We start from the raw sequence: 14,120 nt of genomic DNA on the forward strand, positions 1-14,120 counted from the left end.
CCTAGCCGTTAGGCTATTTTTTATACCACGCAGGTATATAAAACGACCACTAAACAGCATCAGCACCTTTAACTCTATAAACTAACAAGCCTCTATGCCATAATTCTGTCAATTCAAAAATAAGTCAAAGCGGCCCAACGCTTAGCAAGGTTTAATGCATGGCATATCCAGAACAACAGCAACCAACAATTTATTGGCACGACTACGAAACATTTGGCGCAAGCCCGCAAAAGGACCGCCCAAGTCAATTTGCAGGTATTCGTACCGATCTCGATTTGAATATTATTGGTGAGCCGTTAATTGAATATTGCAAGCCTGCAGCCGATTACTTGCCGCACCCTGAGGCGTGTTTAATAACGGGTATTACCCCGCAAGTTGCAATGCAAAAAGGCTTAGTTGAAGCTGAGTTTATGGCAAAGATCCATGCTGAATTTAGCCAACCTAACACCTGTGTTGCGGGCTATAACAGTATCCGTTTTGATGATGAAGTCACACGTTACAGCTTATACCGTAATTTTTATGACCCTTACGAGCGTGAATATAAAAACAATAATAGCCGCTGGGATATTATTGATTTAGTGCGTGCCTGTTATGCACTGCGCCCAGAAGGTATTGAATGGCCGCTCAAAGAAGACGGTACACCGAGCTTTAAGCTCGAGCACTTAACCGTTGCCAATGGCATTGAACATGCAGCCGCTCACGATGCATTAAGTGATGTAACGGCAACCATAGCGTTGGCAAAATTAATAAAAGAAAAACAACCTAAGTTGTATCAGTTTTTCTTTAGCTTACGTTCTAAAAAAGCACTGGCTGATTTAGTTGATGTATTTAATATGACACCACTTGTGCACACTTCGTCACGAATTCCAGCAAGCCAAGGCTGCACCAGCTGGATTGCACCAATGAGCTTTCACCCAGTCAATAAAAACGCCATTATTTGCTTTAATTTGACTGAAGATCCGCAAGTGCTATTAGATTTATCAGTTGAAGAGCTACGCACGCGTCTTTACACAAAACACAGCGACCTTGGCGAAGACGAAGCACCGGTAGGCTTAAAACTCGTGCATTTAAATAAGTGCCCTATTCTCGCACCAGCAAAAACCTTGCTACCAGAGAACGCAGCCCGATTAGGTATTGACCGCGAAAAATGCCTACAAAATCTCGCTATTTTAAAAGCCAACACTGAGCTTCGCGACAAAGTAACCGAAGTGTTTAACGAACAACGTGATTACGGCGAAACCACTAACCCTGACTATCAACTTTATGATGGTTTTACCAGCCATGCTGATAAAGCAAAATTTGCTATGATACGTGATGCAAGCCCTGAGCAATTAGCCTCAATGCAGCTTGATTTTGATGATAAAAAGTTTGCTACCTTGTTATTCAGATACCGCGCTCGAAACTGGCCACATACACTTAGCCAAGATGAATTGGCAAAATGGCGCCAGTATTGCCAAAACAAGCTAATGCACGGTGAAGATAGCCCGTCGATCAGTGGCCAAGATTTCATGATCACTCTTGAGAATCTGGCTCATGAAAATGATGATAACGAGAAAAATCTGCATATATTAAAAGCGTTGTACAATTACGCACAAAGCATGTAATAAAAAACGCGACAATCATTGTCGCGTTTTTTATGGATATTACTTTTTATGTAACGCTTCGATACGCGCTAATAAACTGGATGTGTCATAGCGGCCGCCGCCTAACGCTTGTACATCGGCGTAATATTGATCAACGGTTGCCGTCATCGGCAAAGTTGCGCCGTTGGCCTTTGCCTCATCCAAAGCGATGCCTAAATCTTTACGCATCCAATCAACAGCAAAACCAAATTCGTATTCGCCAGCCCACATTGTTTTGTAGCGGTTTTCCATCTGCCATGAGCCTGCAGCGCCTTTAGAGATGGTTTCAATTACTTTTTCACCATCAAGGCCAGCTTGTTTTGCAAAGTGTAAGCCCTCAGCCAAGCCTTGTACCACACCCGCAATACAAATTTGATTTACCATTTTACACAGTTGACCAGAGCCTACTTCACCTAATAATTGGCTAAAACGGCTAAAAGCAGCCATAACAGGTTGAACAACATTAAAATCAGCTTCGTCGCCACCAACCATCACGGTTAATACACCATTTTCTGCCCCAGCTTGACCGCCAGAAACCGGCGCATCTAAAAATGCGATGCCTTGTAGTTTCGCTTGAGCAGCCACTTCACGTGCCACTTCAGCTGACGTTGTAGTGTGGTCAACTAAATAGCTGCCCTCATGCATGCTTGCCAGCACACCCTGTTCGCCATAAACAACTGAACGTAAATCATCATCATTACCTACGCACATGAAAACGATATCAGCCCCTTTTGCTGCTTTACTTGGTGTTTCAGCGTATTCACCTTGATACTCAGAAACCCACTTTTGCGCTTTAACCGTTGTGCGGTTGTAAACTGTCACGTTGTGACCTGCGTTGGCAAGATGACCCGCCATTGGGTAACCCATTACACCTAATCCGATGAAGGCGACTTTCATTGACATAAAACTGACCTATTTGAGTGATAAATTAGTAACAATTTCATTATCTCAACCGAATAACTAAAAAGCGAATGAAAAAAAGTTCATTTAAACCGTTAAAAAACACACAGGTAAAACATGGATAGTATATATCGTTTCAATGCCCAGCTTGCATCTGGTGAAAACTTTAGCCTTGAATCGTTACAAGGTAAAACAGCGCTTATCGTCAATATTGCCAGCAAATGTAATTTTTCAGTGCAAATGGCAAGCCTTGAAAAACTCTATCAAGAATATAAACAGCAAGGATTTACCGTACTCGGTTTTGCCTGTAATCAATTTGGCCACAATGAACCTCTAGATGGCAATGAGCTTAAAGCCTTTTATCAGCAACACTTTGATGTCAGCTTTCCTATTTTTAACAAGGTGTTAGTCAACGGCCCAGACGCCCACCCGTTATTTAATTATTTAAAGTGTCATACCCGTGGAATTGCACAAAACCGTGCAATTAAATGGAATTTCACCAAATTTCTTATAAACTCAGAGGGTCAACTCGTTGCGCGATATGCCCCGCGCACCAAGCCCGAAACCCTCAAAATGGTGATAGAGAGTAATTTAAATGATGAAACTGGCCTTATTCAGTGCGCAAAAGTATGAGCAACCGTTTTTTGAAAGGAATCTAACTGAATACGCTGAGTCTGTTTCGCTCAGTTATTTTGAGCAATCCTTAAACAGCAATACCACGCCCCTCTGCCAAGGTTTCGATGCAGTGTGCGTGTTTGTAAACGATACGGTCGACAAACACGTCATTGCAGATATGGCGGCTGTTGGCATTAAAGCAATCTTATTGCGTTGTGCGGGCTTCAATAATGTAGACCTTGATGCTGCCAAAGAGCATAACATCAAGGTTTGCCGCGTCCCTGCATATAGCCCAGAAGCAGTAGCAGAGCATTGTATTGCACTCATGCTAACGCTCAACCGAAAAACCCATAAAGCCTTTAACCGAGTACGTGAAGGCAACTTTGATTTAAACGGTTTACTTGGTTTTAATCTGTTTAAAAAAACTATTGGGATTATAGGCTGCGGCAAAATCGGTTTAGCGCTGGTAAATATATTAAATGGCTTTGGAGCTAAGGTACTCGTGTGCGATCCTATGGCTGGTGAAGGCCCTTATACCCTGTGCGATTTAGACACATTGCTTACCCAAAGTGATGTCATCTCATTGCACTGCCCGCTCAACGAGCATACTCATCATTTAATTGATGCTAGCGCATTTGAGAAAATGAAAGACGGTGTCATGCTGATTAACACCTCTCGTGGTGCACTTCTTGATAGCCAAGCATGTATTCAAGCGCTTAAGTCTAAAAAGCTTGGACACCTAGGCCTAGATGTGTATGAGCAAGAGTCAGAGTTATTCTTTAAAGATCACCGTGAAGAAATCATGCAAGACGATATTTTTTCACGCCTTATTAGTTTTCCGAATGTGTTAGTGACAGGCCACCAAGGCTTCTTCACCCAAGAAGCACTGAGCGAAATAGCCTGTACCACATTACAAAGTGCCAATGAAATAAGCCAAGGCTTACCATTAACTAACGAAGTTATATAAGGCAAATGCACCTTAAATTAAAAAAGGCGTGAGTTTAAACCCACGCCTTTTACTTTTATCTAGTAACTAGAAACTCGCAACTGGACTTTCTACTTCAACAACGCCACGTTCACGAATACCGCCGTCATTAATAACGGGCAGATAAAGCGAATGTACTGGGCAAACCAATAATGAGGGCCGCTCGATACTTGATGCAATTTATTACCACGCTGCCATAACCAACCAACAGTAATGAAATAGAACAGCCCCATTAAAGGTAATTGGTACTGTGTAAGTACCATAATGACTAAACCAAATAACCAGTCAAAGTTTAAGATAATCAGTGATGAGGCAATAAACACGATTAGCGTTACAAATAAGGTTGCTTTTTTGCGCTCTACACTGTGATTCTCAACTAAAAATGCCACTGGAATTTCGGTCGATGAGATGGTTGATGTCACTGAGGCAATCGACATTAAAACAAAGAATAATAAGCCAACGAGTAAACCCACTTGGCCCATTGTGCTAAACAGTTCAGGTAAAATCGCAAAAATTAACTGCCCTTCACCAACCAATTTACCGCCGCTAAATACCTCTACACCGTTATGTTGGGCAACAAAAATAGCCGGAATAATCAATAAACCCGCTAAGAAGGCCACACCGGTATCAAGCAGTGCCACAGTGCCGGTTAGTTTAGGCAGGTTGGCATCTGGCTTTAAATAAGAGCCGTAAACCATCATACAGCCAACACCTAACGACAGCGAAAAGAACGCTTGCCCCATTGCCGCAATAATTAAGTTTGCATCAAGAATTTGACTAAAATCTGGCACTAAATAGGCTGCAAAACCATCCAGCGCACCATCTAGGGTCGCGATATAAGCAATTAACGCAACTAATAACACTAGCAATAATGGCATTAAGCGACGTGACCAAGTTTCGATACCTGATTTAACGCCTTTTAAAATAATACTCGCAGTAAGAATAAGCATCAGTGGCGTAAACACAAAATTGCGCGCCATGGAGTCACTGTGTAAAAAGTTACTTAGCTCAGTAAAACCAAAGAAGCTTGCGACTGGCTCCAGCGCATAAGCGAGCATCCACCCTGCAACTATCGAATAAAAGCTCAGCATCACAATCGCACCAAAGAGGCCAATATAGCCAGCTGCGGCCCCCACTTTTGGCGCTGTGTCTTGCCATGCACTAGATAATGCTTTTACCGGATTAGCTTGCGCTTGGTGGCCTAAGTACAGCTCTGTATAAAGAGCTGGAAGCGCTAATAAGAAAATAACAATGAAATAAACAAGTAAAAATGCACCGCCGCCATGGTTTGCCGCTTGTGTTGGAAAGCCCCAAATATTACCTAAACCTACCGCCGCGCCAGAAGCTGCTAAAACGAAACCTAATCGGCTTTGAAAGCCGTCACGAACTTGTGCCATACATCTACAAATCTGTTATTATTTTTCCTCATTAAACCATAATTACAGTCAACTGCGTAAACTATTTGCGTTTGTTCGTGCCTATAAAAGTGCATTTGCTGTAAAAATAAACAAAACTAAATTCAAGCCCCGTGTAAGCGTTATACCATGAGCAGTCACTACTTTTCGAACACCCTTATCATTGAACAGCAGTGCCAAACAACGGCCAAAAAAATCATGCTTATGGATGCAACACGTATTGATGTTGCAAGTTTACCCCTTGATAAATTACTTAGTGAGTTTGAGTTAAGTGTGCTTGAAAAACGCAAAGTGCCTAGTGCAAAGCAAGAGTACTTAGCGACTCGCCTAACGTTAAAGTATTTGTATCAACATGCTTACCCTCATGACGATTTAGCGCTCAGTGAAATATCGAGCCAGTTTGATGACAAAGACAGCAAGCTAAAATTACATACCCCGGTTAGAGAACCTGTGTGGGCTTGTTTATCACATTCAAATGGTTTAATTGGCGCTGCTCTTAACCCAAAACAGCAGCTATTTGGTTTTGATATTGAACAAAGCAGTAAGCCTCGCCCTTTTATCAAACTCGCAAAGCATTTTTATCATCAAGATGAAGTTGACTTAATTAGCCGTTTTGATGCTCCCGATGAACAGGCACAGTGCTTTTTTAGAATTTGGACATTAAAAGAAGCGCTTGCCAAAGCAAGTGCTCAGCCGATTGCGAAACTACTTGCCCTTAATGTATTTGAAGAATTGAGCAAACATAATTTCAGCGCGAGTAGTAACTCTATTGAAGGTTTTGATATAAGTGTTGTGGCACAAAAAAGCACTGACTGGCAGTGCTCTTTTATTAACTTTAATGACTTACGCCGCGACTTGGCTTTCTAATAGTCGGCTGTGAATAGCCTGCACGACTTCATCTGACTCACTTTGCTCAACTAAGAAACACAGGTTATGTTTACTTGCACCGTGGCAAATTAAACGAATATTAAAATCACTCAATACCTGCATTAAGTTCATTTCTTGCTGACGTAATTGAATCTCAGAACCAATTAAAGCCACCAGCGTTAAGTTATTCTCAACCGACACATGACAAAACTCAGAAAGCTTATCTAAACAAGCTTGATCAAGCTCAGGGCGTGATGCATTTGGTGCGTTATCTAAAGTGATTGCAACACTGATCTCGGAGGTAGTAACCAAATCAACCGAAATATTAAACTCACTTAAAATAGTGAATACACGCGCTAAGAAACCACTCGCTAGGAGCATTTCTGGGCTTTTAACCGTTAACAAAATTTGGTTTTTACGTTGTGTTACCGCACGAATACCTGGTTGCTGAGACTTTTCTTTTTCAATCCATGTACCACCTAATTGCGGCTCACGGCTTGAACCAACAAACACACTAATGTGGCTACGGCTTGCCGGTAAAATAGTAGCAGGATGCAGTACTTTTGCACCAAACGTTGCCATTTCTGCCGCTTCATCAAAGCTTAAGCGTGCAATTGGGCTTGCTTTAGCGCATAAACGCGGATCTGTACTGAAAATACCCACAACATCGGTCCAAATATGCACGCTTTTTGCGTTAATTGCTTCAGCGAGTAATGCAGCACTGTAATCTGAACCACCACGGCCTAAAGTGGTCGTTTGATTGTGCTCATTGCTACCAATAAAACCTTGAGTTACCACAACATGGTCATCAAGTAGCGGCACTAAATGCTCTTTAGCAGCCGCAGCGGTTGCTGCAACATTTGGGGTAGCTTTAGCAAATTGGCTATCTGTTTTTAGCACTTTACGTACATCAAAACGCACCGCATCAAGACCTTGACCGCGTAATACTTGAGTAAATAAATACGATGATAAACGCTCACCAAAGCTCAGTAGTTCATCTTGCTCAGCTACAGACTTAGCCCCGTCTGATGCTAGCTTTTGAAAAGTCTTAAGCGTTTCATTAAAGCCATGTGCTAAATCAGCATCAAGCGATAGCTCTGCCAAAATTGCTTCTTGAATGGCGACAACGCCAGTAATGTGCTCATCACGTTCAGCCGCACTCAAATCAGCTTTACACAATGCAACTAAATGGTTTGTCACGCCCGCACTGGCACTCACAGCAACTATACGTACTTGATTATCAGCACAAATGATTTCAGCGCAGCGGCTCATAGCATCAAAGTTAGCTACACTGGTGCCACCAAATTTTGCAACAACGTAATCTGATTTTCTGTTGGCGGCTAATTGGGTATTCATGTCGTCTCCTTTTGTGGAAAACTATCCACAGTAAATCAAGAAGAACTCGGCAAGGGGGTGCTTTGAAAATAAAGAGTAGTCCATGCCAGAAGCTCTCCACCTAGTTTGGTGACAGTTTTGAGGATTCAGCCCCATAAACCGAAAAATAACCGTGACGTCCGGTTAATTTTCTCGGCGAGTACTTCCCTCATTAATGGTCATTGGCGTTCGTCACCTCACATTAATTACCTAAGTATCGCACCTCTTCTGAATGTTAAGTTAACACCTGGTTAAAATAACAAAGCCTGCTGTTAAAAGCAGGCTTCGAAAGTTAACGTTTAGACGTCTAGCTGTCAAGTCGTTTTATGAAATTAAACTGCCCGCTAAGTGCGAACCGTAATAACCAACGGTATAAGCAATTAATAAATAAACCGACATTTTAAGATAGCTCATAAAGGTTAGTGCTTTTACCTTACTCATGGCAATAATACCTGCCGCAGAGCCGATTATAAGCATTGAGCCACCTACCCCAGTTGCGTAAGTAAACGACAACCATTGCTGAGGGCTCATCACAATATCAGCTTTTAAAAGTGCTGCAGTGAGAGGTACGTTATCTACCGCCGCTGATAATAGTCCCATCAAGTAGTTGGCATATTCCGGTGCCATCAACTCATATAAGTGAGTAAATTTAGCAAGCATGCCCACTTCTTTTAATGCACCAACCAGCAATAACACACCAACGAAGAACAATAAGGTGTCGTATTCAATTTCACGAATATAATCGATGATTTTTTTGTTTACGTCTTTTTTGCGCATTAAAAATTGCGCAACCAAAAACATAAGTGATAAACCAAATAAAAAGGTTAACAGCGGCGGCACACTATAAAGCACACTCAAAGTTAACGTGGCAATAATCGTCGAGAAGAAGATAACCGCAATGGTAATATCTGTCTTTTCGATACGACGGGCTGCTTGTTTTTCAAACACAACATTACCCGACATACCCACCGACAACATCGCCGCCAGCAGTGCAACACTTGTCAGTGCAGGGGCAATTAATAATAGTAGATTAGCAATGGTGACTTTTTCGTCTAAGAAAATCATCAAGGTTGTCACATCACCGGTGATCAACGACACCCCACCCGAGTTAACACTAAATACAATTAAGGTCGCATATTTTATTAATTTTTTAGGATCTAACTTAAGTGACATCACCACCGCAAGCGAGATTAAAGTTGCCGTTATGTTGTCTGAAATAGATGAAAATAGAAATGCAAAACCACCAATCAGAAACATCAGCTTTCGTTCACTGATTTGATTTGGCATAATTTTATGAACAATATTCTGGATAAAGCCTTTAGAGTTTAAATACGCTACAAAGGTCATCGCAGCCATTAAGAATAGCCACAAAGTCGCGATTTCTAATATGTTGTGATCCAGTTGATGTTGTATGGTTTCTGGGCTTTGCCCATGAATTGGAGAGATAAATAAGATAATCCAGCATAAAGTGCCAAAAAAAAGCGTCGTTTTGGCCTTGTTTACATGGATAATATCCTCTATAACGATAAGCAAAAATGCCACCGCTATCAGGGTTAGGATAAGTGGGGTTACCATGGTGTTTGAACAACCTTTATAATAATGTAAAAATTGTAAGTCGAGTGTTTCGGCGCGGATTCTAGCAGCATAGAAAGCATAAAACTATTCTCAATTACATAATTTACTACTAATCGCCAACACCAAAGTCTGAATTTACTGGAGCCTTATGATCCCAGCTAAAAAGTTATTAAATACCCTTACTGAACATTGGGGGGTGTTAGAACTGCTATTTAAACGTTTTAAGATGGCTGATTTCAGCTTGAAAGACGTACAAAATGCGATAAAACAAAAGCAGCCTTCATGGTCAAACGAACGCATTTATAAAGAAACAAACCGTTTATTGAATCAAGATATTATCATTCCACTGGCAAAATCATCACAGTTAGAAATAAACCGCGCGATCGCCGATTTTGCGACTTTCTTGCTACAAGAAGAGCACTTAGGTCTTGCTCAAGAGATTAGCGTGCTCGTTGATGACTTAGCTCGCCTTGGCAATCGCCTTGCTAAAGCGGGTGAAATTGAAGATTACGACGAGCTTCGCCGCTTTAGCCGCATTATGGATGATCGGGTACGCAAAATAATGAAATTGTTTGCCCACAATGAAAACGCAATTTTAAATATTGTTGAGCAAGCAAAAGCAGACAACGCGGTGCAATCACTGCAAAAACGCTATCAGGCTGTAATTGAAGCGTTCGATGAATACATCGAGCCTATGCTGGAAATGGTTGATATTCGAGGTGACTTCCACGCTTGCTTTAATACCATCGAAGCGCAAATTAGCTCGCAAATAGAGCAAATTGACCGCCTTGGTAAATCATATCAAGACAAGCGCATGCTTGAACAATTACGTACTCGTATTCTAGAAATGCATTTAGTTGGCCGTGAAAGTTTACGTAAAAGCGCCGATATGTTGATGCCACTGCGTGAAGAGTTACGCCGTAACAACCTAATTACGCGTCAAGCGGCTAAAGTGCTTGGTTTAGTGCGTAAAAATGGCGTCGATAACATGTTAAGTGCAGTACAGCCTAACTTTGTCTCAGACGCGCAACGCTTTTCACTTGGTCAGCAACGTCATATTGTGGCCTATATGGCAGGCTTAGTTGACTTTGAGCACGATGAATATCAGCTTCCTGAACATGATGATGTGCCCGCCTATCAAAGCCCGCATATCCCTGATTACAACGACGTTAAAACACAATTTAGAAAACGCTTTAAAAAAGCCAGCAAAAAAGCTCAGCCGCTGCTTAGTTTCTTAGATGAAAGCTACCCAGATTTAGAAGCTGACGAAATGCTGTTCTTGTATCAAAAATTGATTAGCGATGGCGACCTTGAAATCAGCCAAAGCCAAGAGAAAGTAAAAATAAAAATTGCCCAGCAACACTTCTCTCTTTACCCATTTAACTCATCGATTGCTGACGATAAAAAAGCAACAGAGCAATAACCATGACAGATATTAATTTAGATGATTTAACACATCTGCAAGCTATTAATAAAAAGCTCACATCAGGCTACCACATTAGCGAACAAGACACGCTGATGTGGCAAGAGCTTGATCAACACATTGATGCTTATCGCGCGTTATTTAACGCCCTTGGCCATGACCTGCAACACGATAGCCGTGGCTTTTACTATTTTGGTAGCGACGAAAGCACCCCAAATATGGGTAAAATTTCGCGAGCCATTGCACTGACTATCTACATCTTGATTGAGCACTATGCCAATACCGGTAAAGATCCAATGCGTGCTTTGTTTGACGAAGTAAACGACCTTGAACTAATGCAAACCTTAGTGCAAATCAACAAGCACCTGTTTGATCAATTAGAAATCTTCTCAGGCTCAGATTTACGCAAAGACGTTTACCTACGTATGGTGCGTTTAGGTCTTGCTCGCGAAGTAGAAAATGGCTTTATGCTGCAAGCACCTATTTATCGTTATATCGATGCATTGATGGAAGTAAACGAAGAAACCTACCTAGGAGATGACGAATAATGCAAAGCCAAAGCCTTTACGGACTCAGCAAACTTGCGCTTTTAAATACCGCAGGCTATGCAAAATGCGTGATCCCACTGGATAAAAGTAGCTCTATTTGTGCACCGAATAATACCGGTAAAAGCTCGGTAATTAATGCCCTGCAATTTCCACTGATTAATGATTTGCGTTTAACAGAATGGGATGGCCACGATTTAGACGAAACCCGAAAATTCTACTTTTCGTCAGATCAATCCTATATTTTACTCGAAGCTGATCTGCCTAATGGCCCTGTGGTGATTGGTGTTGCCGGCCTAGGTAAAATAGCCGGTTACGCGCATCAGTTTTTTTGCTACCCAGGTAAGTTGAACCTTGAACACTACACGCAAGGCAAAACTATTGTAAAATTCACCAAGCTTTTTAATCACTTAAAAGAGCAAGGTTTCAATCCAATTGAATTAAAAGCGCAAGAGCTAAACGCCCTACTCACTGGCGGCGCAACCCCATTTGATGGCGATATCAACTTAAAGATGATCCCCCTCAATAACGTGCAAGACTCAGCGATTTACAAAGAAATTTTCCGCCGTATCCTTAACTTGCATAAGTTAGGTGCCAGTGATGTTAAACGCTTTATGCTACGTGTATTTGAGCGCCATATGTCAAACTCACGGGTTGATTTTTATGAAGTATGGCGACGTTCATTTGATAAAGTGAATCGCGCTAAACGTGAATTAAAAGCCCTTGAGTCAATGCAAGAGCCAATTGCAGCTCTTGAATCTATGCTTGAAAACCAAACGGTTTTAAAAGGTAAGCTTGCTGCTTATGCGCCAAAAATTGACCAAGCACTGATTGACTTTGAAACCTATCAACAAGAGCAACTCACTGAGCTAAATATTGCCCTTGAGGATATCGAACACGAAAAGCACGAGTTCGAACAAAAGCAGCAGCTTTATATTCAACAATCGCGCGATATTGAGCGTAAACAAACTCAAATTGAACAGTGGTTTTTAGACTATCGAGCGCTTAAATCTGAGTTTGAATTGGTTAATAAAGCCACTTTAAAAGTCAGCCTTACTCAGCTTAAACAAGATTATGAATCGCTATCGCATTCATTAAGCAGTGCCCAAGGTCAAAGCTTGCACACCCTTGATTACCGTATTAGCGAAACACAAAAGCAAATCAAGAGCTTAAAACTGCAGTTAAAGAACCTCGAGTTCAATTTATTCACCCGTATGCGTGAAGATTTATCTTTGAAAGAAGTTGAAGAGATTTCGCGTATTCTGAACCCAGATATCTTATCGTTTGCCACCACCAGCAATGGTGATGTTGAGATTACAGACGAAGATGCCTTTGGGGAGTTCTTAGAGCAGTTATCGGCTAACGTGAAAGGCGGTGTACTAACTCTGCCAGGTGCGACGATTAAACTTAAAAAGCTAAGCCCAGTGCAAATGCAAACGGGCGAAAATAAGGAGCAATTAACCGCACAACTTGCTGCCCTTGAAAACTCACTGAAAGAGTTTAAACAACAACGCGAAGTCGCTGCTAATGTCGCCGAAAAGCAAAAAGAAAAAGATGCCTTGTATGATGAACTAATGGCTTCAGAAGAAGCGTTAAAACGCTTTGAACAATTTGAAGTGATGCAACAATCTGTCGATGCACAAACCCTGCTAAAAGAGCAATTAAATGCAGAGCGCGAACAAGTTGACGACTACCTGCAAGACATTCAAAAGAACAGTGGCTCAATCAGCGATCGTCGCTCAATTATCAAGTCGAAAAAAGATCTGCTTGCCCGCCAAGCTGACCGTTTGCGTCAAGTTAAATCTGAACGTATCGATCACACACTTGACTTTTACTCAGGCAAAGTCACTCCATACATGATTGAAATCAATATTGATTTTGATAACTTAAGTGACCTCATTCACCACTTCAATAAAGACTGCCAAGAGTTACGTAACTTTGATATCAACGTACGTAACACCTACCTGCATATTTACAATGCAGGTATTACTAAATTTGATAACGAAAACGATGAGTTTACTAAATACGAAAAGCTTATTAGCGCGTTTCATAACATTGATAACGAGCGCGATGCGGTTGAGCGTCAAGGCCGAGTTGCTTTAACTGAAGTAGCCGCCACCATAAAAGGCTTGCGTGAAGACTTAGATCGCTTACGCCGTGAAATGAACAGCTTTAATAAAGGGATTAGTCAGCACCGTATCTCTAACCTTCAAGCATTTAAAATTAATGTTATTCCTCGCAAGATGTTGGTTGATAGCATTGATACCATTATTAGTACCTCAAATCAGTTTGAGCAAGGCGATACCCTAGACCTATTAAGCCAAGAGCCTTATAGCGAATCTGCAGTAAACGAAGCGAAAGATCATTTGATTAAGCTTGCCTCTGAAAAAGCTGGTTTAACACTGACCGACTTATTCGATATTCGTTTTGAAGTAGTAAACCGTGCTGGTGAAACTGAGCACTTCGAAAAAATTGACTCAGCCGGTTCTAACGGTACGCGTATTACCATTAAGTTACTTTGCGGCATGCTGTTTATTCGTTACTTATTAAGTGATCAAGAACAAAACTTGTATCGTATTCCGATTTATATCGATGAAGCAGCCGATATCGACCCACAAAACCAAAAAGCAATTATCGAAACCGCGCTTAGCTTTGGCTTTGTGCCGATTTTTGCCTCAGTTAAACCACAAGTTAGCTGTGATTACATCGTCCCTATTCGTACTGTTAAAGATGGTGCTCAAAACTGGGTGGATGAAAAAGACTGGATAGAAGTGGAACACACTGCTTAATTACAAACTA

At 41.5% G+C, this 14,120-nt stretch carries 11 protein-coding genes and 1 riboswitch; of the genes, 7 read left to right on the forward strand and 4 right to left on the reverse strand.

All coding sequences use genetic code 11. The features are described from left to right. The first annotated feature begins 158 nt into the window (after nucleotides 1–158). A complete protein-coding gene (sbcB, locus tag IMPJCBKJ_RS11315; protein ID WP_166340368.1) occupies nucleotides 159–1,604 on the forward strand; it encodes an exodeoxyribonuclease I in 1,446 nt (481 codons plus the stop codon). Nucleotides 1,605–1,643: 39 nt separating this feature from the next. Here the strand turns inward: sbcB and IMPJCBKJ_RS11320 are convergent, their stop codons facing one another. Continuing rightward, the gene (locus IMPJCBKJ_RS11320) at nucleotides 1,644–2,525 is read right to left on the reverse strand and encodes an NAD(P)-dependent oxidoreductase (protein WP_166340370.1); all 882 of its coding nucleotides are present in this window, start codon (nucleotides 2,523–2,525) and stop codon (nucleotides 1,644–1,646) included. A gap of 114 nt (nucleotides 2,526–2,639) precedes the next feature. Here IMPJCBKJ_RS11320 and IMPJCBKJ_RS11325 point away from each other — a divergent pair, with 114 nt between their 5' ends. Both IMPJCBKJ_RS11325 and IMPJCBKJ_RS11330 read left to right on the forward strand, forming a co-directional pair. After that, a complete protein-coding gene (locus tag IMPJCBKJ_RS11325) occupies nucleotides 2,640–3,155 on the forward strand; it encodes a redoxin domain-containing protein (protein ID WP_054551485.1) in 516 nt (171 codons plus the stop codon). Then, nucleotides 3,121–4,104, forward strand: coding sequence for a 2-hydroxyacid dehydrogenase (locus tag IMPJCBKJ_RS11330; RefSeq protein WP_054561682.1), 984 nt, complete (start codon nucleotides 3,121–3,123; stop codon nucleotides 4,102–4,104). The genes IMPJCBKJ_RS11325 and IMPJCBKJ_RS11330 overlap by 35 nt, the downstream gene beginning before the upstream one ends. An 89-nt stretch (nucleotides 4,105–4,193) precedes the next feature. On the opposite strand, the gene IMPJCBKJ_RS11335 is transcribed toward IMPJCBKJ_RS11330, so the two are convergent. Continuing rightward, entirely contained in the window at nucleotides 4,194–5,519 is a 1,326-nt protein-coding gene (locus IMPJCBKJ_RS11335) for a sodium-dependent transporter (RefSeq protein WP_166340372.1), read from the reverse strand. Nucleotides 5,520–5,666: 147 nt separating this feature from the next. Here IMPJCBKJ_RS11335 and IMPJCBKJ_RS11340 point away from each other — a divergent pair, with 147 nt between their 5' ends. Beyond that, nucleotides 5,667–6,404 carry a 4'-phosphopantetheinyl transferase superfamily protein gene (locus IMPJCBKJ_RS11340; protein ID WP_166340374.1) on the forward strand — a complete coding sequence of 246 codons (738 nt, stop codon included), beginning with the start codon at nucleotides 5,667–5,669 and terminating at the stop codon, nucleotides 6,402–6,404. Here IMPJCBKJ_RS11340 and lysC read toward each other — a convergent pair. Together lysC and nhaD are read right to left on the reverse strand one after the other, a co-directional pair. Further along, complete coding sequence (gene lysC, locus IMPJCBKJ_RS11345; RefSeq protein WP_166340376.1) at nucleotides 6,381–7,760, reverse strand: lysine-sensitive aspartokinase 3; 1,380 nt, start codon at nucleotides 7,758–7,760, stop codon at nucleotides 6,381–6,383. The genes IMPJCBKJ_RS11340 and lysC overlap by 24 nt on opposite strands. Nucleotides 7,761–7,841: 81 nt before the next feature. Then, nucleotides 7,842–8,014, reverse strand: a riboswitch (Lysine riboswitch). Between the two features lie 88 nt (nucleotides 8,015–8,102). Next, nucleotides 8,103–9,353: a sodium:proton antiporter NhaD gene (gene nhaD / locus IMPJCBKJ_RS11350; RefSeq protein ID WP_054551492.1), complete on the reverse strand. Its 1,251-nt coding sequence runs from the start codon at nucleotides 9,351–9,353 to the stop codon at nucleotides 8,103–8,105. A gap of 148 nt (nucleotides 9,354–9,501) precedes the next feature. Between nhaD and IMPJCBKJ_RS11355 the strand changes: the two genes are divergently transcribed. From IMPJCBKJ_RS11355 to IMPJCBKJ_RS11365, 3 genes are read left to right on the forward strand one after another with little or no spacing between them, the layout of a single operon-like run. Continuing rightward, a complete protein-coding gene (locus IMPJCBKJ_RS11355) occupies nucleotides 9,502–10,776 on the forward strand; it encodes a hypothetical protein (RefSeq protein ID WP_166340378.1) in 1,275 nt (424 codons plus the stop codon). 2 nt (nucleotides 10,777–10,778) lie between these two features. Beyond that, a complete protein-coding gene (locus tag IMPJCBKJ_RS11360; RefSeq protein ID WP_063705788.1) occupies nucleotides 10,779–11,324 on the forward strand; it encodes a hypothetical protein in 546 nt (181 codons plus the stop codon). Next, on the forward strand, nucleotides 11,324–14,110 hold the full coding sequence (locus IMPJCBKJ_RS11365; RefSeq protein ID WP_166340380.1) for an ATPase: 2,787 nt from the start codon (nucleotides 11,324–11,326) through the stop codon (nucleotides 14,108–14,110). Before IMPJCBKJ_RS11360 ends, IMPJCBKJ_RS11365 begins: the two co-directional genes overlap by 1 nt. Nucleotides 14,111–14,120 lie beyond the last annotated feature (10 nt).

It is taken from the genome of Pseudoalteromonas sp. MB47, assembly GCF_011319765.1.
Classification (GTDB): domain Bacteria; phylum Pseudomonadota; class Gammaproteobacteria; order Enterobacterales; family Alteromonadaceae; genus Pseudoalteromonas; species Pseudoalteromonas simplex.